Source organism: Maridesulfovibrio sp., assembly GCF_963666665.1.
Classification (GTDB): domain Bacteria; phylum Desulfobacterota; class Desulfovibrionia; order Desulfovibrionales; family Desulfovibrionaceae; genus Maridesulfovibrio.
The window spans coordinates 1,756,937-1,778,473 of record NZ_OY762999.1; the positions used below are offsets into that span (position 1 = coordinate 1,756,937).

The 21,537-nt window shown below is 47.2% G+C and carries 17 protein-coding genes; 7 read left to right on the forward strand and 10 right to left on the reverse strand.

Going from position 1 to position 21,537, the window contains the following annotated elements:
• Window positions 1-8 precede the first annotated feature (8 nt).
• The 4 genes from ACKU40_RS08045 to gdhA form a co-directional block, all read right to left on the reverse strand.
• Window positions 9-485 carry an STAS domain-containing protein gene (locus ACKU40_RS08045; protein ID WP_320175999.1) on the reverse strand — a complete coding sequence of 159 codons (477 nt, stop codon included), beginning with the start codon at window positions 483-485 and terminating at the stop codon, window positions 9-11.
• Window positions 486-601: 116 nt separating this feature from the next.
• Window positions 602-943, reverse strand: a complete 342-nt coding sequence (locus ACKU40_RS08050) for an STAS domain-containing protein (protein WP_320176000.1) — start codon at window positions 941-943, stop codon at window positions 602-604.
• 79 nt (window positions 944-1,022) lie between these two features.
• A complete protein-coding gene (locus ACKU40_RS08055; RefSeq protein ID WP_320176001.1) occupies window positions 1,023-4,013 on the reverse strand; it encodes a PEP/pyruvate-binding domain-containing protein in 2,991 nt (996 codons plus the stop codon).
• Between the two features lie 105 nt (window positions 4,014-4,118).
• Complete coding sequence (gene gdhA, locus ACKU40_RS08060) at window positions 4,119-5,465, reverse strand: NADP-specific glutamate dehydrogenase (protein WP_320176002.1); 1,347 nt, start codon at window positions 5,463-5,465, stop codon at window positions 4,119-4,121.
• Window positions 5,466-5,958: 493 nt separating this feature from the next.
• Here gdhA and ACKU40_RS08065 point away from each other — a divergent pair, with 493 nt between their 5' ends.
• The 4 genes from ACKU40_RS08065 (at window position 5,959) to ACKU40_RS08080 (ending at window position 9,650) form a co-directional block, all read left to right on the forward strand.
• Entirely contained in the window at window positions 5,959-6,120 is a 162-nt protein-coding gene (locus ACKU40_RS08065; RefSeq protein ID WP_320176003.1) for a symporter small accessory protein, read from the forward strand.
• On the forward strand, window positions 6,120-7,718 hold the full coding sequence (locus ACKU40_RS08070) for a sodium:solute symporter family protein (RefSeq protein WP_320176004.1): 1,599 nt from the start codon (window positions 6,120-6,122) through the stop codon (window positions 7,716-7,718). The genes ACKU40_RS08065 and ACKU40_RS08070 overlap by 1 nt, the downstream gene beginning before the upstream one ends.
• A gap of 492 nt (window positions 7,719-8,210) precedes the next feature.
• A complete protein-coding gene (locus ACKU40_RS08075; RefSeq protein ID WP_320176005.1) occupies window positions 8,211-8,666 on the forward strand; it encodes an acyltransferase in 456 nt (151 codons plus the stop codon).
• 105 nt (window positions 8,667-8,771) lie between these two features.
• Window positions 8,772-9,650, forward strand: coding sequence for an alpha/beta hydrolase (locus ACKU40_RS08080; protein ID WP_320176006.1), 879 nt, complete (start codon window positions 8,772-8,774; stop codon window positions 9,648-9,650).
• Between the two features lie 78 nt (window positions 9,651-9,728).
• Here ACKU40_RS08080 and ACKU40_RS08085 read toward each other — a convergent pair whose 3' ends face one another.
• Entirely contained in the window at window positions 9,729-10,292 is a 564-nt protein-coding gene (locus ACKU40_RS08085) for a type I restriction enzyme HsdR N-terminal domain-containing protein (protein ID WP_320176007.1), read from the reverse strand.
• 547 nt (window positions 10,293-10,839) lie between these two features.
• Between ACKU40_RS08085 and ACKU40_RS08090 the strand changes: the two genes are divergently transcribed.
• The 3 genes from ACKU40_RS08090 (at window position 10,840) to ACKU40_RS08100 (ending at window position 14,938) form a co-directional block, all read left to right on the forward strand.
• Window positions 10,840-11,076, forward strand: coding sequence for a FeoA family protein (locus tag ACKU40_RS08090; protein ID WP_320176008.1), 237 nt, complete (start codon window positions 10,840-10,842; stop codon window positions 11,074-11,076).
• A 2-nt stretch (window positions 11,077-11,078) separates the two neighbouring features.
• Complete coding sequence (feoB, locus tag ACKU40_RS08095; RefSeq protein ID WP_320176009.1) at window positions 11,079-13,202, forward strand: ferrous iron transport protein B; 2,124 nt, start codon at window positions 11,079-11,081, stop codon at window positions 13,200-13,202.
• A 206-nt stretch (window positions 13,203-13,408) separates the two neighbouring features.
• Window positions 13,409-14,938, forward strand: coding sequence for an ATP-binding protein (locus ACKU40_RS08100; protein WP_320176010.1), 1,530 nt, complete (start codon window positions 13,409-13,411; stop codon window positions 14,936-14,938).
• Between the two features lie 81 nt (window positions 14,939-15,019).
• On the opposite strand, the gene ACKU40_RS08105 is transcribed toward ACKU40_RS08100, so the two are convergent.
• From ACKU40_RS08105 to ACKU40_RS08125, 5 genes are read right to left on the reverse strand one after another with little or no spacing between them, the layout of a single operon-like run.
• The gene (locus ACKU40_RS08105) at window positions 15,020-16,441 is read right to left on the reverse strand and encodes an NADH-quinone oxidoreductase subunit N (RefSeq protein ID WP_320176011.1); all 1,422 of its coding nucleotides are present in this window, start codon (window positions 16,439-16,441) and stop codon (window positions 15,020-15,022) included.
• 14 nt (window positions 16,442-16,455) lie between these two features.
• Window positions 16,456-17,991: an NADH-quinone oxidoreductase subunit M gene (locus tag ACKU40_RS08110; protein WP_320176012.1), complete on the reverse strand. Its 1,536-nt coding sequence runs from the start codon at window positions 17,989-17,991 to the stop codon at window positions 16,456-16,458.
• Between the two features lie 15 nt (window positions 17,992-18,006).
• Window positions 18,007-19,779 (reverse strand): Na(+)/H(+) antiporter subunit D, encoded by a 1,773-nt coding sequence (locus ACKU40_RS08115; RefSeq protein ID WP_320176368.1) that lies wholly within the window; start codon window positions 19,777-19,779, stop codon window positions 18,007-18,009.
• Window positions 19,769-20,029 carry a hypothetical protein gene (locus tag ACKU40_RS08120; protein WP_320176013.1) on the reverse strand — a complete coding sequence of 87 codons (261 nt, stop codon included), beginning with the start codon at window positions 20,027-20,029 and terminating at the stop codon, window positions 19,769-19,771. The genes ACKU40_RS08115 and ACKU40_RS08120 overlap by 11 nt, the downstream gene beginning before the upstream one ends.
• Before the next feature lie 11 nt (window positions 20,030-20,040).
• Window positions 20,041-21,534, reverse strand: coding sequence for a monovalent cation/H+ antiporter subunit D family protein (locus ACKU40_RS08125; RefSeq protein WP_320176014.1), 1,494 nt, complete (start codon window positions 21,532-21,534; stop codon window positions 20,041-20,043).
• Window positions 21,535-21,537: the final 3 nt, after the last annotated feature.

Genomic DNA, 21,537 nt, shown 5'->3' on the forward strand with positions numbered 1-21,537 from the left:
ATAGTTGCCTACCAATCCATCATCCGTACTGCATGCTTCATGTCTGGAGCGAACTTGAGAAACCTATCCATGTATAACATCTTGAGGTTCTTCATAATCCTTTCCGGAACATCGGTAAAAACGACCATCCCACCTTTCTGATCCGCAGTTTTGTGGGCATTAATGAGCATTCCAAGGCCGACACTGTCAATCAGGCTTGCATACCTGAGATTGATAATGATTTTGCAGCCCTGTTCAGCCGCTGCGCTATAAATTCTATTCTTGAAGAACTTCACAGTGGCATTACTGATCCGTCCCTTGGGTGCGAAAATGGTGAACTCCCCCTTTCGTCGCTCAATAAAATCAAATTGAGCATCAAAAGCCTGATTGATCACAGAGTCGAGACTCTGCACAGTGTCAGAATTTTGCCCCTCTACCTTTTCCTTTAACTTCAAGGCATTGGCCCCGAGACCAATGCGTTTTACACTGTCATTTATGCTAGTCATGTCTTGAACAATGCATCATAAATGCCAATATTCAAGACAACGTGTTATAAATTTAGAAAATAAAAAAGCGGACCTGAAAAGAACAGGTCCACTTACAGAATTAAATTAGCTTAAGACTACCAATCAAATTTGGTCAAAGCTGAATCAATATTAGGGCTGAAATTAAGATAACGGTCCATGGTCAGCATCTTCATATTTTTGATGATCATATCATTCATGTCACTATAAACGATCATCCCGCCAGACTTATCACAGTATTTGTGAGCATGAACCATCACTCCAAGTCCGGCACTATCAATAAAATCCACATCTTTCATACACATGACAATCCGGCAACCGTCCTCACAACAATGATTATACAAACGGTCTCTGATTAGACCTACCGTGGAGTGATTGAAATTACCTTTAGGACATAACAGAAGACAATCCTCACGCTCCTCTTCAATAAAATCGAACATATATTTCCCAGTCTTATTTGCTGATTAGTAATTATGAACTGCAAACTAAGACTTGAATCGTTTTCAGTAAAGTAGAAATTTATTCCGCAATGCACTCACGCAGCAGGCAATAATCTTCACTTCCCTTAGCCGGAAGGATTACCCCCTGAGAGCTGCGTCCATCAACTTTGAGTATTACCGGAGCGGGCAGCCGTAAATGACTTATGAATTCACCTTTTTCAATGGTCGGCTGGTTCTGGAACCATTCCCAATTCATAAAATTTCCCGGCTTATCAAGCACCATCAGATAATTAATACCCAACGTCGTAATATTATGGAAGAAATGTGACCCTTGAGACGGTTCGACTTTGAGTTCATCGCAGGAAGTTTCAATAATTGCAGACACATTTGAAATATCTGGCCACTCCACCGGAATACCCAGCCAATGGTCCGCAGACCCCCAGCGTCCCGGACCGGCCAGCAGATATTTGCGGTTTTGCTTAATAAGACGACTGTTTATAGCTGAAATTTCCATTGCAATCTGCCGTGTTTTAGCCACATCAAAGGAGTCAGGGCGGACAATAAGCAAATCTACAATATCATCCTTTTCAGCATTACCCAGAGCATGACTGGAAACGCAGACCGCTTCATTCAATTCCTGATCGGAAATATCAATGCGGTTAAGATCGGCGCGGGCGCTCATAGGCCGGAGCTGCAAAAGGTTGAATTCCGGTTTGCGGTCGTCATCAAATATATTGATGCAGAATTCCATCTCAACCGGACCGCCCATACCGTTTTCAGCAAGCTTGAGTACGTCGGTAAGTACGCCCGGAAGAGGCAGAAGCTTATGTTTCAACACCGGGGCAAAGAGGACAACCTTGGGTCCGGGAATAGCTGCGGTATCCCTGATCCTGCCCTCGTCTGCCAGATAAGTTGAAGCCAGCTTGCGAACCGGAACGGTATCCTCAAAATCCGCAATATCCAGTTTCTCAAGGTTAGCATCACCATGGATGTCATACACCTCGCCATTTCCCAAACGAAGCCCGTAAAAGGATGTCTGGGCATTCTTAAGGGAATCCTGCAAAGTCGGGCATTGAGGAAGTATCTTCGGGTACTTGGGAGAAAAGCGGATGCATTGCTCTCCGTCCACCACCGACTTACCAATTCCAAGCGCTATCGTCGCCACCCCGTGTTCAGGCTTCATCTTTCCGAAGGGATAGTAGTTGTAAGACTGCCCCACTCCTGAAATAGCCGGAAAATAGTAATCACCGTACTGCTGCCCTGCGACTTCCTGAATGATTACCCCCATCTTTTCTTCATCAGTACGCTGGTTCACCCGCTGGGAAAAAGATTTCGGAGCCTTGTAATAAGTAGAAGCCCAAACCAGCTTTACGGCATCAACGAGCTGCTTTAATCGTTGTTCAATATCCGAATGGTCATTGGGAATCATGTAGGTTTGATACAAACCTGCGTAGGCCTGATACTGAGCATCTTCCAACAAACTGGATGAACGTACGGAAAGCGGATATTTCACTTCCTTCAAATATGCCCATAACTGAGCCTCAATCCAGCCGGGAAAGAAAGCCTCCCTGAAAATATCAGCCACCTTACTATCTTCAAGATCGGTGGTGGCGAGATAGGAAAGGTCATTCATCTCCATAAAATCATCAAAACCGGAAGTCCCAATAGTCAGGGTTCGCGGTGCGGTGAGGACTACATCTTTATACTTATCGTGCAACCATGAGTTACGGGCCAGCATAGAGCAGATGAAAGCCATACCGCGGGCTTTCCCGCCCAGCGAACCGGCCCCGATCTTCAGGAAATCAGTATCAGGGTCAAAATCTTTGGGGTTAAAGGAAACAATGACTCCCTGTTGACGCAGCATACGCCTTTCCCTGATCAGGGTAAGCATATGTTCGCGATGGGTTTCCACATCCGGGAAATCATCCTCGCGCAGAGGACGGAGAGTATTTGCCAAGGCAATTTCGGTACGGGCATAAAACCAGCGGGAAAAATCATTACGCTGGCAATGCTGCATAAAAATATCTTTCGGAATTTTACGAAGTGTTTTTTCCAGAGAATAAAGACTGGAAGCCCTTGCCACCTCATGATCTCCCAGATCACGAAAAATAAAATCTCCGAACCCCAGATGCTCCATTACAAACTTACGGACCTCGGACATTAAATCCGGTGAATTCTTATCCACAAAGCAAGCCGGGACAGCCTCGGCGCGTTCCTTGTTTTCCGGCTCATTACTGGCCAGCAGCAAGGGGATATCATCACGGCGTTCTTTAATGCTCTTGAGCAGTTCTATTCCGGAATTACCGTCCAGAATGCCCATGCGCGGGAAGCGGACATCTGAGATCACACCCAGAATATACGGCTCATACTTCTCAAAAAGAACCATGGCCTCTTCATAAGTGCGGGCTGTTAATATCTTGGGGCGCGCCCTCATGGTCAACAGACGGTGTTCGGAGTTCAAGCCTTCTTCAAGCACCGCCTGAGTCTGGCGCACCAGTTCTTTATAAAGAATAGGCAAAAATGAAGCCAGATAGCGCGGGGAATCCTCCACAACAATGATTACCCTGATCCCGACCTCGGAGGTATCATGCTCCACATTGAGCAGGTCTTCGAGATTCTTGACCATAGCCACCAACAATTCTGCATCTCCGGACCAGACAAACTGACGATCCGTGCCGTCACAAAAAACTTCATCGGCAACGGCAAGCTGCTTGTGAGCCAGCATTGCCACAGGAATGCCCGGAATTTTATCCTTGATGCGCCGCCCCATATCGCAGCAATCCATATTGGTCAGGTGAGGCATGATGATGACAAGGTCAAAAAAACGCACATCAAGCAATTCCAGAGCCTCTTCAATATTTGAAACCCATGTAAGACGCGGGGGACGGCTCAAATTCAGTCCGCGATATTCACTGACAATACGTTCGGAAATACGGCTGTCTTCTTCCATGACCCATGCATCATAAGGACTGGAAATCAACAGAATATCCCTGACCTTGATCTGCATAAGGTCGTGATAAAGACTGAACTTGCGGCTTTGCCCGCCCAGAAATCTCATTTTCTCTTCCATGGAATGCCCCGCAATTGAATAAATTCAAAAAAGGCGGACAGCGAAATCATCGCGGTCCGCCTTTTTGGTCAGATTCGTTATATTACAATATAATATGAAACTGTTTTACACAACACCCTGATCTAACATGGCCTGTGCAACTTTCACGAAACCTGCAATGTTGGCACCGTTCACATAGTTAAACGGAGTTCCGTAATGCTCGGCAGTTTCCATGCATGACTTATGAATATTATGCATAATGTGCTTAAGGCGATTGTCGACTTCCTCACGGGGCCAATTGAGGCGCATGCTGTTCTGACTCATTTCGAGACCAGAAACAGAGACACCGCCTGCGTTGGCAGCCTTACCCGGACCATAGAGCATTCCGGCATCAAGGAAAATATCGATACCTTCAGGCATTGTCGGCATATTCGCGCCTTCGGAGACCACACGCACACCGTTGGCTACAAGATTAGACGCATCCTTGCCGTTGATCTCGTTCTGGGTGGCAGAGGGGAATGCACAGTCAGCCTTATGATTCCAAAGAGGATTGTAATCCAGATCAGGATCAACCGGGATGTAGACTGCTTCGGGATATTTTTCAGCGTATTCCTTAACCCTGCCGCGGCGCACATTCTTGAGCTGCATGATGTAATCAAGCTTCTCACGATCAACGCCCTTTTCATCGTAAATATAACCGGATGAATCCGAGAAAGTTACCGGGGTACAGCCGAGTTCAAGCAGCTTTTCCATGGTAAACTGCGCAACGTTACCGGAACCGGAAACAAGAGCTGTCTTACCCTCAAAAGTCTGCCCCTTAGCATTAAGCATTTCAGCGGCAAAATAAACTGAACCGTACCCGGTTGCTTCCGGCCTGATCAGACTGCCGCCCCAGTTGAGTCCCTTACCTGTTAGCACACCTGTGAATTCGTTGCGGATCTTTTTGTACATACCGAAAAGGTAACCGATCTCACGGGCACCAACCCCGATATCTCCAGCAGGGATGTCGGTGTCCGGACCGATGTGCCGGGAAAGCTCAAGCATGAAGCTCTGGCAGAAACGCATCACTTCCATGTCCGACTTACCCTTGGGATCAAAGTCGGAACCGCCCTTGCCGCCGCCCATAGGCAGAGAGGTAAGAGCATTCTTGAAGACCTGTTCAAAGGCCAGAAATTTGAGAATACCGAGGTTAACCGAAGGGTGAAAACGTAAACCGCCCTTGTACGGACCGATGGCACTGTTCATTTCAATGCGGAATCCGCGGTTGACGTGCACATCGCCGTCATCGTCAGCCCACGGCACACGAAACATGATTACCCGTTCCGGCTCGACAATCCTTTCCATAATCCCGGCACTGCGGTATTCGGGATTGCGGTCAAGAACAGGCTTGATGGATTCAACAACCTCACTCACAGCCTGATGGAATTCACGTTCATTGGGGTCCCTGTTTTTGACCAGTTCCAAAATTTCCATGCACAGCCTCCTAATCGGCCTTAAGCAGTTGATATGAAATTAACATCCAAATAAATTTTCAACTCCTTTATTCCACCACTAACCGACTAAGTCCACACATCTTTTTAAAAAATCACAAGAAATTTTCATCTTTTTTTTGCTAATTTTGTTTTTTTTGATCTAAAGATCAAACCAACTGAAGCCTTATTCTAACACAAACAGGTTGACAGTAAGTAAATGCTTACTGTAGAAACTCCCCTATGAACACCAACAAAGCTCTATTTTTCTTTTTTAACTTTTTTAGCTTTACCAGCCCTGTGGTCTGGAGGTGTTCACTCGCGTAAGCGATAGTTGAAAGAGTTTTCTCCCAGGCCGCAGGCAACCAGCCCGCGGCCTTTTTTCTTTCCTGCCCCGGGTTTCCACAAAACGCCTGCCCCTCTCAAAAAACTTCGTAATTTCAGCTAAGCACTGCATTTTTACAAATTTAACCAATTTTGAAATCTGGAGGCTTCAAATGATGTTAGGACTTGGAAGCGTAGAGATTGCAGCAGTCTTCTGGCTCTGTATTCTCTCTTCGCTTGGATGTGTGGCTTATGGAATCCTGAACTGGAACAAAAGGGGCAAACCTGATGCCACAGCACTGAATGTGGATGTAAAAGGGAAAGGTGATAAGTAATGGTTACCAAGATCGTCATTACATGCATCTATCTTTTCGTAATTTTCTATCTCGGCTTCAAAGGCTGGCAATCCACCAAAAAATCTACTGACTACATGCTCGCCGGACGGCAGATGAACCCTTTCATCATGGCGATGTCCTACGGCGCTACCTTTGTATCCACATCAGCTATCATCGGTTTTGGCGGAGCTGCAGGACTTTTCGGATTCCCCCTGCTCTGGCTGACCCTTGCCACCATCGTAGTCGGAGTACTCATCGCCATGGTCTTTTTCGGTAAACGCACCAGACGCATGGGACTGGCCCTTGAAAGCCACACTTTCCCGGAACTGCTGGGCCGTAGATACAACTCAAAATTCATTCAAGGTTTCGCAGGTGGAGTAATCTTCCTGTTTATACCGGTATACGCTGCAGCGGTTTTGATCGGTATTTCACGCATGATGGAAATTTCATTCGGCATTCCCTACGACACCGCACTGCTGGTAATCAGTTTCATCTTGGCTGGATATGTTATCACCGGCGGCATGAAAGCTGTTATGTACACTGATGCTTTTCAGGGGCTGATCATGGCCGTTATGATGATCATCCTCATCATCTCCACCTATGCAATGCTTGGAGGCGTAACTGAAGCACATCAGGCCCTGACCGACATGGTCAACCTCATGCCTGCCAAGCTCCAGAAAGGTGGTATGATCGGTTGGACGCAGGGAGCTAAATTCGGAACCCCGCTCTGGTTGGTGATCTACACCACAATTGTTTACGGCGTAGGGATAGGCGTACTGGCACAGCCGCAGCTGGCCGTGCGTTTCATGACCGTCCCCTCCGACCGCGAGCTGAACCGCGCAGTTCTTTACGGTGGAATATTCATTCCGCTCATGACCGGGGTAGCCTTCCTTACCGGAGCCCTTTCCAACGCGATTTTCTATAAATCGGTAGGTAAAATATCTATTGCTGTCGCCGGTGGAAACATGGATAAGATCATCCCCATGTTCATCGAACAGATGATGCCTCCATGGTTCTCGGCCCTGTTCCTGCTGGCAATGCTTGCAGCCGGGATGTCCACTCTTTCCTCACAATATCATGTGGGCGGGACTGCGCTGGGACGCGACTTCTTTGAAAGATTCGTAAATGTTCCGGCTGAAAAATCAGTCAAAATAACCAAGATCGGTGTCGCCATCACCCTGCTTGCTGCCATTCTCTGGGCATGGGTTCTGCCTCCGTCCATCATTGCCCGCGCAACAGCCTTCTTCTTCGGGCTCTGCGCTGCATCCTTCCTTCCCATTTATCTGCTGGGGCTGTACTGGAAAGGCATGACCAAGAAAGCCGCAAAAGTGTCCATGGTAGGCGGGTTCAGTGCTTCCATGTTCTGGCTGCTGTTCGTGCACGCCAAGGAAGCCACAGCCATAGGACTCTGCAAATCCCTGACCGGAATGGATACTCTTGTTTCATCCGCTGCCAAAGGCTCATGGATCTGGTTGCTGCAATGGGTTGACCCCAACGTAGTCGCCCTGCCAGTCTCAATGGCTCTGGCTATCGGAGTGGCACTGATCACACCGAAGATGAACAAAGAGCACCTGAAGCTTTGTTGGGCCAATATCTAAGTCTGCTGAAAATATTAAATAAAAAGGGTGTAACCTACGTGAGTTACACCTTTTTTTTGCGTTGTAATATACTGACAAATTAAAAACTTGAAGGCTTACATTGCTCTCTGGGTGTGATGAATGGTATTTGAAAGATTCACAGTTCAATAAAATAAATAAAAAAACTAACAGTTTGACGTATTAATATTAAAATTGATACAGACGGCTTATAAATAGACAAAACTTATTGTCCTAGAAATCGTTCATCTCCTGCCCCTGAAAGGCTAACGCATAACAAGGCAAATCGGCGATTCAATGCAAAGCAATGACAATGTTAATATCTGTGGAGATAGAAATTCTCTTGAGTATGAGAGTTCAAGCATATCTAACGCGAGCATAGACATTATTGGAAATGACAACATAATCAAAATCAACCCCAGCGCTCAACTGGGATCAGTGAAAATCGTTTTGCGTGGTGATCGTCATCGCCTTTTTGTAGGCAGGGATGTTCAAATGAGTGCAGGTCTTTTACGTCTTATCCATGGAGCCGGTCTCATCGCGATAGGAGCACGAACCACAATAGTTGAAGCGGAGATAATTTCATTTGAGGTCGGCACCAAAATTGTTATCGGAGAGGATTGTCTCATAAGTTATGGTGTGCACGCCTGGACCGGCGATGCCCACTCAATTGTTGATGCTACGACAGGTAAACGCATCAACCATGGCCGGGATATAAATATCGCAAACCATGTCTGGATCGGCTATGAAGCAGTGCTCTTGAAAGGAGCAACAGTTGGACGCGATTCAATACTTGGAGCCCGGACAGTTCTCAGTAAAGAAATCCCCTCGCAGTGCCTCGCTGCCGGAAATCCCGCAAAGATAATCAAGAAAAACGTAACATGGACTCCTGAAGTGTTTTACGAAAAGGAGAGTAATCCCTTAGTAGCCGGAGAGAATGTAAGATTTTGAAGCTGATAGGCAGACACAAGCAATATTCGACCTCTCTTTTTGATGCTTGACCTATCTATGACATAATAGTTCATGTTAATCTCTCAAACACAAAAAGGAGACAACATGTCTAAGACAAGACTGGCAATATTATTCTCATTTTTCCTATTCATGCTTTCGACACCCGGCTTTGCCGAATCCGTAAGCATTCCTTTCAAAGGTTCGACACTGCATTATACAGATACAGGCAAAGGCGATACGAGCATTGTGCTTGTCCACGGCTGGGCTTGTGATACGAGCTTTTGGAATCCCCAGATTGCAGAGCTATCCAAAAACATACGCGTTATAGCCATAGACCTTCCCGGACATGGTAAAAGTGGACAGATTGAGGGACCATATACCCAAAAACTATTTGCTGAAGCTGTTGCGACAGTAATGAACTACGCCGGAATTAAATCCGCAACTCTGGGCGGACACAGCATGGGAGCTTCGGTCATCCGCTGGGTTGCCCATATTCATCCAGATAAGGTGAATGGTTTAATAATCGTTGATGGTGCCCTGCTTCCTTATCCGAAGACAGAAGCAGAACTGGAATTCTGGAACAAAGAAATAGATCAAGGATTTCGCCAAGGATTTATCGGTCCTGATTCAGAAAAATTCACAATAGATTTCATTGATTCATTGCACGGCAGAATGACTCCTGAGAGCCTTAAGATAGACATAAAAAATAACATGCTGGCAACACCTGCAAAAGTTCGCACTTCATCCATGACGAATTTTCTGGTCAAGGAAACGTGGAATCTACCGCAGCAGGAACTGCCAACTATGGCTATCTATGCCATGTCCGAAGGCTTACCACCAAATCAGAAAGAGATGCTTGAATCTATGTTCAAGGGCGTAGAATACGCACTTTTTTATGGTCCCGGACATTTTCTGATGCTTGAACGCCCACAGGAAATTAACTGTATGATCCGAGAATTTATGAAGCGGCATGGGCTGCTTTAGATAACTTAGCAAGTTTGCACAAAAAACAGGCCGCAGCGTTTAACGTTGCGGCCTGTTTCAATTTAAACTTATTCAACCTTATTTTTTCGGCGGCAAGGAGCATGACTCACTGCAACATGTGCCCTGCAGGAATCCGGTATAGGCATAAAAAATACGCTCAATCTTGGCCCGTTTCTCTGCCGGAAGCGGTTCGCGTTTATAATCGGCAGTCATCTTGAGCAATTCTTCGTAGCTGGGCACAGACTTCATGCCGTGGGCCAATGTTTTACCGGAAATAGCATCCAGCAAAAAAGCATCCATGGAATCGGAAATAACAACATACGGAACTGGTCCCCCCTGAAAGAGCTTTCCAGCACAGACTGCTTCACGCTCATAGCTGCCCACATCCCCGGCACAGAACATAACCAGCATAATAGGCAGGCCTTCTTTATCATGTATTACAAGATCCATGGTGCGGCACATTTCCTCGCCGTCTACATCAAAACAAAGGTCGATCTTGGCTTTCAGGGAATCCTTGGGATAGCCAAACTCTTCCACCAGCAGCTTTGCCAGAGCCTGTCGGAATTCCTCGTAAGTGGTCTCGTCTATCTCTTCGCCACTCAAGTAATCGCGCAATGTTCCACCCATACTGACTTCATGCATATTGTGCCTCCGGCAGGCGCCGAGTTTATGTTAACTTATCATTCAATTATATAAGCATGCCGGGTTGTTGTGCAAGTGCTTAAAAACAAAAGAAGGGAGGACGACCTGCCGATCAGGTCGCCCACCCTTCTCTATCCTTGAAGCAAAACTCCCTGTGAGTCCTGCATCGCTTTATATAATAAAAACTTTAAGCAGCTTTCGCAAGCTTGATGACAAAGCAGACTTTTTGCAATTGAAATACTCACTTCAAGACTTACTCTTAGCATACGCTCAATTGAAAACAATTTTCATTTTCTTCTTGACCTTCATAACTTCTAAACATAGATATTAATCGACTTTGATTATCAATCGTCATCTCAATTAGGTAATGTGATGCAATGTTTAATCTTGAGTCCTACAGACATCTTCCTACATCTAATTGAAAATTAATTTCATTTTCTTCTTGACGCACATTTCATACTTGTATAGTCAGAATTTCAATTGACAATGATTTTCAACCTCTAAATCGCACACCCATATAAAAGTCATTCATAAACGGAGACAACAAATGACTAAAAACATCAATCTTTCCAGGATACTTGAAGGACGCACCTACGCTGTTCTCGGTTTTGAAGCGGAAACTTCTGCTTACGCTCAGAAACTGCGTAAAATGGGTTTTGTCGAAGGCACCCAGATCACCCTCGCCCCGATCAAAATTTCCGATCCAATGATCTTTGAAATTCGTGGCAGTCGCGTGGCCTTACGTAGAAATGAAGCAGACCAGATCAAGGTGGAGGAACTCTAGTCATGCATAAGATAGAAAGAATTGCCATAGCAGGTGTACCCAACAGCGGTAAAACAACACTTTTCAACGCCCTTACCGGAGCACGCCAGAAAGTCGGTAACTGGCCCGGAGTTACGGTAGAAAAAATTGAAGGTACATTTTCACTTGCCGGTACCAAGGTTGAGCTTGTAGACCTCCCCGGGACATACAACCTGAGCCCTGATACCGAAGACCAGAAAGTTGCAGAACGTGTAATCCGCAGCGGTGAATACGACATGATCGTAAACGTTGTGGATGCAACAAACCTTTCCCGCAACCTGTTTCTGACCATGGACCTCAAGGAACGCACGGACCAGATCATTATCCTGCTTAACATGCTTGATGTGGCTGAAAGTGAAGGCATTGATATTGATGTAAGAAAACTCAGCAAAGAGCTTGGTATCGCGGTAATTCCGGTGATTGCCGTTGACAAGAATTCTGTTGAAAAAGCTGTTGCAGCCCTTGCAATGGAATCTCAGAAACTCCCGGCACACGACTCTCACCCCACCCGTCAGGAAGTGATGGATACAGTTGAAAAGTACAACTACATCGATTCCATTTACAGCAAGGTCCTCAAGGAAAAAAAAGACCGCAGCCAAAACTTCACCAACAAGGTCGATAACATTGTCATGAACAAGTTCGCGGCTATTCCCGTGTTTCTTATTTCCATGTTCCTGACCTTCTGGTTTGCAATCGGTCTCGGATCCGTATTCATCGACTTCTTTGACATCATGGCCGGACTAATTTTCATCGATATTCCTGCGGATCTGCTGGATAAAATCGGCGCACCTGAGTGGGTAACTGTGACCCTCGGAGGTATCGGCGCGGGTATCCAGACAGTTGCCACCTTTATCCCGGTTGTATTCTTCATGTTCCTCGCACTGGCAATACTTGAAGACTTCGGTTATATGGCCCGCGTCGCAGTTGTCGCAGACCGTTTCATGCGCAAGATCGGCCTGCCCGGTTCTGCATTTATCCCCATGGTTGTCGGCTTCGGCTGCACCGTTCCTGCGGTTATGTCCGCTAGAACCCTGACTTCCAAGCGTGACCGTTTCATGACTATTTTCATGGCTCCGTTCATGTCCTGCGGTGCACGCCTGCCTGTTTACGCTCTCTTCTGCGTAGCTCTCTTCGGTGCATATTCAGGTCTGGCTGTATTCCTGATCTATCTCTCAGGTCTTGCAATGGCAATTTTCACCGGATTCCTCCTGAAAAACACACTTTTTAAAGGCTCTCCGTCCCACTTTGTAATGGACCTGCCCCTCTATCACATTCCCAGAATCAGTGCTGTTTTCAAAAGCGCATGGCTTCGTATGAAAGGTTTTGTTAAGCGTGCAGGTGTTATCGTTGTAACCGCTGTGTTCGTGCTCTCCATGCTGAACTCTGTCGGTCTCGATAACGGTAAGCTGACCTTCGGCAACGAAGATTCGCAGAATTCCGTGCTTTCCATTGCCGGAAAATCCATCTCCCCTGTGTTCAAGCCCATGGGCATTGAGGAAGAAAACTGGCCTGCATCCGTTGCACTGTTCACCGGACTCTTCGCCAAAGAAGCAATCGTAGGTACTGTAAACTCACTTTACGCATCCATGGATGACACCGCTGCTGCTGAATCCCCTGAGGGTGGAGAGGAAGAAGGCGGACTCGATATCGGCGGAGCAGTTAACGAAGCATTTGGTACTGTAGTTGACGGTCTTGTTGGTGTTGTTACTTCCGTTGACCTGCTCGGAATCGGACTGATAAGCGAAGACAGTGCAACCGTATCCGAAGAAATCGGCGCTGATGCCTCAGTATACAAGCACCTTGCAGCGAACTTCACCGTCTACTCCGCATTTGCATACCTGCTCTTCGTACTCATGTACTTCCCCTGCCTTGCGGTAATCGGGGCAACCAGACAGGAAATGGGCGGCTTCTACTCCGGTGTTATGGCAATGTACTGCACCGCTCTGGGCTGGTCCGTAGCGACACTGTTCTACCAGATCGCAGAAGGCAGAAATCCTGTTTACGCCGGAATCGCCATCGCCATTCTTGCCGGAATTTACGCGACTCTGAAATATCTGGGCAACAAGGAATCAGAAAAGCTGGATGGATTGCAACCGTTAAATCTGTAAAATCTACATTTCACATTACCATTAACAAAAGCGGAGGGTCTTCGAGATTCTCCGCTTTTGTTTTTAATTAGTTTTCGGCAACGCCCCTTTTTATATTTTCATTTTCTAAATAACGAGATATTAAATTCCTACTTCCTACAAACATAACGCACACTACTACACACTAACTGTCTCTTTAATCACAACTAAATATACCCAGTGCTAAAATGAGTCTTAAAAAATATTTCTTTTTTGCCTTCGGTTCGATTTTTGTTGCCAGTGTTCTAATGGGCTTCACAACAATTTTCACAGCTAATTCACTGCAAGTAGAAAATGAAAGGGCTGTATACTCTCAGCAGCAGCTTCGGCTTTTAAAAAGCATTAAATCTTCATCCAGCCTTATGTTGAAAGAAGTAGCAGACTTTATAATACTAAAAAATAATTTTGAATTGGATGAATTCAATACTGCAAAAAATAATCTCAAAGAGGATCTACAGAAGCTGAAAACAGCTACACAAGATGAAATCGAGCACATATCTACTCATAATGACGCAAAATTAATTAGTGAAAGAAAAGAAATTGACACTGTAAACAAAATATACAAAATTTCTTACAATATCATACGTGAATCTGAAAACATAGTTAAAGCAATTCAAACAAATACCTTTAACAAATCTCTAGTTCTATTTAAAGAAAGTATCCATTCTGCTTACGACAATGAATTACGAGCTATCATAGATAATCAAATTCAAGATGAACAAAAAGAAATGGATGAAACACATGACCTATTACGTATAACTTTCAAAAACTTCCAAACTATAGCTATTATCTTACTGACATTACTCGTTTGCACAATATTATTTGCTTCAATTATAACATTCAGTTCCATTTTAAACCCGATTAACAACCTTGTACGGGCCGTAACTAAAATCGGACACGGGGATTATACAGCAGAGATTAATAAAAGTGAGGGAGAAATCGGGATACTCGCTGACAGCTTGAAAACAATGGCCCAAGATCTGGCTGAAACCCAAGCCCAGCTGGTACAATCAGCAAAAATGGCATCCATAGGTCAAATGGCTGCTGGAATTACTCAAGAAATCCATCATCCACTTACAGTCATAAAGAACAACCTCTACATGATGCGTAGAGAAATAACTGTTTTAGAGACTGATTACGGCTTAAACGAGTCCATTAAAACTATAGAGCAAAATACCCAAAGAATATCAGAAGTAATTGACCATCTCGGACAATTTTCCCGTCAGTCCGACACCTTGAAGCATCCTCTGAATGTAAACGATGTCATTAATTCTTCATACTCTCTGCTGACTCATCAATTTGAATCTTTGAATATTAATTTTGACACAGAATTTCACACTCAGCTGCCTTCGATTATGGGTAACAACAGAGAATTGGAGCAGGTTTTTATCAATATTCTGACAAATGCCCGGGACGCACTATACTACCGTACTGATCCATCACAGAATAAGATCAATGTAACTACAGAATTCAAAAAAGAAACAACCATGGTTCGCATTCTCTTCAGTGATAACGGTTCCGGCATCCTGAAGAAGGATGTTCCACGTGTCTTTGATCCTTTCTTTACAACAAAAGGGCTGGATACCGGGACAGGATTAGGGCTTTCCATGGCCTACGGCATCATCAAAAATCATGGAGGCACAATCTCCGTGGCAAAAACATCTTCGGAAGGAACAACCTTTGAAATTTTACTTCCGACCGCATCTGCACAAATATAATTATCCCAAAAAAATATCTGAAAAGCCCCGCCTGAAAACTCAGACGGGGCTTTTCAATTTCATAGTTATTTATCAATCACCTTACGGCACAATACTTCCCACCTTCAGCGCAAAATCAAACACTCCGGCAGGCATCATTCCCAAACCGAGTACCAGCAGAGAAAGCAGAGCCGCCCCCGCATAGCTGAACGCGGAAGTATCCGGTAAAGGAGTGTCTTCAACTGCATCCTTGGTGTAGGCATGGCGAACCATTCCAAGATAGTAGTAGATGGAAATTGCGGTATTGATCCCGGCAATTATGATCAGCCAGTTGTAGCCATGGTTCCAACCGGAAGAGAACAGGAAGAGCTTACCCATAAATCCGGCCATGGGCGGCAAACCGACCAGCGCGAAAGCTCCCACTGCCAGAGCAAAGGCCAAGGCCGGGGCGCGCTTGTGCAGCCCGTTAAGGTCATCCAGTTGCAGGTTCCGACCATCCACGGACACACGGCTGACCACCCAGAAGCAGGTCAGGTTCATGGCAACGTAAGCCAGTGCATAAAATGACGCCGCTGCAAGACCTTCCGCAGTACCGGAAATAAGGCCAATCATGATGTAACCCGCATGGGCTACGGATGAATAACCGAGGATACGTTTTACATCCCGCTGGACCAGCGCGGCAAGGTTACCGAAAGTCATGGACAGTGCACCGAGTACGGCAATAATCGTGGTGATATCGTATCCGGGCTTGAACATGGCTGCGAGACGAATCAGGATTACCACCGCGCCAAGCTTGGGCAGGGTTGCCACAAAAGCGGCGGTTTCATTGCTGGCGCCTTCATACACATCCGGACACCAGAAGTGGAACGGGAACAAAGCCAACTTGTAGAACATACCCAGCAGAAACAAAGCCATGCCGGTAACGGCCATAGGTGCAGCATCGAAAGACCATGTTTTCTGGACCAGTTCCGCAAGGTAGGTGGTATGCATTCCGGCAAGGATGTAAGAAAATCCGTACAATGCCACCGCAGTGGAAACCGCACCGAACATAATATACTTGATTGCCGCTTCCGCCGCTCCCTTATCCTTGGCCCGCAAAGCGATAATTGAATAGAGGGCGTAAGATGAAAGTTCCAAGGCAAGGTACATGGTGATCAGCTCCACTGAGGAAGCAAGCATCATCAGTCCCCAAGCACTAATGGCGAGAAAGAGGAAATAATCGGATCTCTTTTCCTGCAGCAATGTCGGCTGACGGGTTGCGTTAAAGACGGTCACACAAAAACCAATGGCAATTGCAACTTTGAAAAACTGCGAAAGCGGATCGACCAGATAGGCCCCGTGAAAGGAGAGGCCTTCCTGTCCCACTGAGAGAAGTGAGACAATCACCGGAAGAAAAGACGCAATAGGCAGCCAAACTCCGACTTTATCACGCATCTTTTCACTACCGACGGCCTGCACAAACAACAGGGTAATAATCAGGAACATGGAGAGTTCCGGCATGAAAAGATATAAATTCACATTCATTTCATTATCTCCTGTTACTTAATGATTCCCTTCAGGGAATTAAAGGCCACTTCTGCAGGATGCTCTTTTTCCAAGGCAACAATCTTAGCGCCTTCCTTCACGTCCTTCTCCAACTTAATCAGCGAGGCATCCATAACCTTAAAACAAAGCCCCGGTGCAAGACCGATATAAAGGACAAATACAGCCGGAATGACCAGATAAGTCCATTCACGCAAGTTGAGATCAGGCCATTCCTTCCATGAAGTGGGACGCCCCCAAGCCAGCTTAAGTGAAACACGCAGCATGTAGGCGGCAGCAACCATGGCTCCGGGCACCATCAGTGCACCGATCCAAGGATTCTGCTCAAATGCTCCGACAAATACCAGAATCTCTCCTACAAAGCTGTTGGTTCCGGGGAATCCAAAGGAGGACAGTGCGAACAGCCCCCAGAAGAACATGTAGGCGGGCATGTATTTACCAAGTCCGAGGTTGTCATCAAGCTCGCGGCTGTGGCTGCGCTCATAGACGGTCCCGATCATCATAAACAGGCCGCCGGTGGTGATACCGTGATTGAGCATCTGGAAGAGCGCACCTTCCAATCCGCGCTGGTTGAAAAGGAAGATGCCGAGAGTGACAAATCCCATATGACCGACAGAGGAGTAGGCGATAACTTTTTTGATATCATTCTGCCCGAGAGCCACGATTCCGCCGTAAAGAATTCCGGCAATGGATATGGCGATCATAAACGGAGCAAAGTATTCACTAGCAGCCGGAGTAAGCGGCAGGTTGAAGCGCAGAAAGCCGTAAGTTCCCATCTTCAGGAGCACGGAAGCCAGAATGACTGATCCGGCTGTGGGGGCCTGTACGTGTGCGGCTGGAAGCCATGTGTGGAACGGGAACATCGGGACCTTAATGGCAAATGCCAGAGCAAGAGCCAGAAATGCCCAAAACTGGAAGCTGAAGGCAAAGTTCTGCTCCATAAGTTCCGGTATGGCGAAGGTTCCGCCAGCAATTCTAAAGGCGACGATAGCCACCAGCAACAGTGCCGATCCAGCCAAAGTGTAGAGGAAAAACTTGAGCGATGCATAACGCTTCTCAGGTCCACCCCATACAGCGATAAGCAGGTACATGGGTATCAGCATTGCTTCCCAGAAAACATAGAAAAGAACCAGATCAAGAGCGGTAAAGACTCCCACACAGGCTGCGGTCATGAACAGCAGACAGAAGTGGAATTCCTTGACCCGTGTCTGGATGTAAGTCCATGAGCAAAGCACGCAAAGCGGCAGTACTGCGATGGTCAGCACTACCATAAGGAAGCTGATGCCATCAGTACCAAGGTAATACTCTACCCCCCACTGCTTGACCCAGTCCATGCGTTCCACAAACTGGAAGGCTGCTGACTCAAGCTTGAATCCGGCAAAGAGCGGAAACGAGAGTGCGAGTTCAATTATAGACACGCCCAGTGTGTACATCCTGATGGTGTTGTCACCTTTCAGTAAGAAAAGCCCGACAGCCGCCAGCAATGGAAAGAACACGAGGACAGTCAGAACAGGATAAGCGAATTCTTGCATTGTATTCTCTCCCCTTTATCCGAAGTACCAGACTAAGCCGTAGACGCAGAGCACGATGAACACAGCCATACCGAGATAATCCTGCAACCGTCCGGTCTGTATCTTGGCCCCGGTCTTACCGATATTACGTACGGTGTAGGCGGTGCCGTCCACAACGGTATCAATACCCTTCCGGTCAAACCATGATGAGCCTGCAGCAGAATTCATCAGCCATTTAAGTCCGATCACCCGGTACACTGTGGTCCAGACTGAATCCGCCCATGCGATGGGACGGCAGACCAGAAGCAAACCCATGTTGCCGATAAAGCGGTAAAGCTTGTCAAAATCGAGGTTACGTCCGTGGTGCGGCACGATGATCTTGCGCATGATCCAGAACCCTGCTCCGGTGAATGCCAGCAGCATGGAAGCCTGCAGCAAATGCCACGGGGTGTAAGGATGGTATTCCACCGGGAACGGCAGCAGCTTATAGAGCATCTGCGGATAAACGCCCTGCGCAATACAGAGGAAAGCCGCAATGCCCATTGCCACGTACATATTCTTGGGAATGGGATTGAGTTTGATGTCCGTCTTTGCAGGCTTGTTCCAGAAGGCAAAGTACGGAAGCTTGATACCAACCGAAAGGAATGTACCAACGGCGGCGATTTCAAGTCCGATAGCCAGCAGGGTGTGATGCGATTCAGCAGCCCCGGTGATGGTCATAGTCTTGGATATAAATCCGTTAAAGAACGGCATACCGGAGATGGAAACCGCCCCGACCATGTACAGGAGCATGACCACAGGCATTTTCCCAACCAGTCCGCCGAGACGGTCCAGATCCGCAGTACCCGCTGCGTAAAGCACAGTACCCACGCTCATGAAAAGCAAACCCTTATAAAGGATATGAGCGTAAGCGTGAGCAACAGCACCATTAATACACATGGCCGTACCGATACCGATACCCGCTACCATGTAACCGACCTGCGAGACGATGTGATAGGAAAGAATCCTGCGCGCATTGTTCTCCATGGACGCGTAAAGCACTCCATAGACCGCCATGATTGTTCCGGCCACTGCCAGTGCGTAAACTCCCGAAAATCCGCGCGCCAACACATAGACCGCCGTCTTGGTGGTAAAGGCGCACATGAAAACCGCGCCCGGAACAGTTGCTTCGGGGTAGGCATCAGGCAGCCATGCATGCAGAGGTACGACAGCTGCGTTGACGCAGAATCCGGTCAGGATCAACCAGTCGTAATATTCCATGCCCTGCGGGTCCACAGGAAGGAAGGCGAAAGTACCGATCTCGGAATAACGGAGCAAAAGTCCACCGAGAAGGAACAAACCACCGAGCATGTGAAACAGGAAGTACCTGAAACCGGCAGCGCTTGAAGTCTTCGTGCGGTGCAACCAGACTAAGAAAGTGGAAGCAACAGCCATGAGTTCCCAGAAGATAAACAGGGTCAGGTAATCACCTGCAAAGACGCAACCGAATGATCCGGCAACATAAAGGGCTGCCGCAGCGTGATGCGCTTTGTCATCCATATGCAAGGCATAGATCATGCCGATGAGCGACTGGATGGCGAATACGTTGGCAAAAACCAGCGAAAGTTTATCTACCCTGCCCAGTACCAGCACGTTACCAAGATACGGAATTACCCCGAAATTACCGAGTGTGGCGGTAAAAACCACAGCAATGGCAATTACAGGGGGAACAAGTAAAAACCATTTCCACTGTTTGCCCCGGAAAAATGGCAAGGCCAGTGCCAAGGCGATAAAAGCCAGTGCCGGATGGAGAAAACCGTTAAGCGTCATCATCTTCCTCCGGTCCTACAAGAAAAGGTTGAATAAGAACTTTCATCAGGAAGACCATGCCTACCGATGCGGCTAAGGCAAACAGCTCCCAAAAACCGGGGTAAATATCGTAATGATATTCAGCATGGTGCGGATGGATGAAGAAATTAAGGACCACCAGCAGAGCAAGAAAGCCTGCAAACAGGAGCTTCCAGAACTTCATTTTCTGCGTGCGCTGGGTTTCGAACCAGTTTCCAAGTTTTTCGATCATGGCGGTTCTCCTTAGAATTTACCGAACACGTTGATGAAGTTCAGGAAGGTCTGGGGATAAAGTCCCAACCAGACTGAAATCAAGGCCGTGGTAAAAAGCGGAATGACCATACACAGCGGGGCCTCTTTGTACTGCTCGATATTGGCACCCTCTGCCGGGGCCTTGAAAAAAGCCCGGTAGACGATAGGTCCGAAGTATCCGGCATTGAGCAAAGTACTTGCCAGCAAAGCCACCAGCAGTCCCCATTGCCCGATGCCTACCGCACCTTTGACCAGATACCATTTGGTGGCGAATCCGCAGACCGGAGGCACCCCGATCATGGACAGTGAAGCAATGGCAAAGGCCCCGAAGGTCCATGGCATTCGTCGTCCCAAGCCATCCATGAGGCTGATCTTCTTAAGGTGGGTTGCCACATAAATGGCACCGGCACCGAAGAACAAGGTGATCTTGGAAAAGGCATGGTGAGCGATATGCATCAAGCCACCCTGCACAGCATCCGGGGTCAACATGGCTACACCGATAATGATGTAGGAAAGCTGGCTGACCGTGGAGTATGCAAGCCTTGCCTTGATATCATCCTTGGTCAGGGCGATAAGCGAGGCCGTAACGATGGTGAATGCCGCAAGATATGCTGTCGGCAATCCCAGTCCCAATTTATCCATGAGATCGACTCCGAATCCGGAAAGGATCACACGGGAAACGGAGAAAACCCCGGCCTTAACAACGGCCACCGCATGCAGCAACGCAGAGACCGGAGTCGGCGCGACCATTGCTGAGGGAAGCCAGTTGTGAAACGGCATAAGCGCTGCTTTTGCCAAACCTGCAATGTAAAGAACGTAGGTAATGGTCACCAGTGTGGGGTCAGCATCCGGAGGGAAAATTCCCTGCGCCACATCGCCAAGATGGAAATCCAAGGTTCCGCAGAGCACATAGGTCATGACCATGGCCGGTAGCAGAAACAACTTGGAGGTACCCATCAGGTAGACCATATATTTCCGCGCGCCGCTGAATGCTTCATCGTCCTGATGGTGGGCAACCAGGGGGTAAGTGAATACGGAAATTATTTCATAGAAAAGATAAAGAGTGAAAATATTCGCCGAAAATGCCACACCAACGGCACCGAAAATGGCAACAGCAAAACAGAAGTAATATCTGGTCTGGGCATGCTCGTTGAGGGTGCGCATGTAACCGATGTTGTAACTAGTGGCGAAGACCCACAGGAATGATGCGATAAGGGCGAAGATGAAAGCCAACCCGTCCGCAGCAAAAGAAACTTTCACACCCGGAAAAAGGGTGAACAGTGTGTACTCTACAATTTTGCCTTCCAGTACATCAGGAACCATGGAAGCCACGGAAAGGAAGGTCAGAATACCGGCCCAGATGGATACGGCCTCGCGGCGGTTGATGTTCTCCCGGAAAAACCAGATGAAGAACGGAGCCACAAGGGTGATGCCGAGCGGGATCAGGATTCGCGCGCTGGTGATGAATTCAGTGCTAACTGTCATACA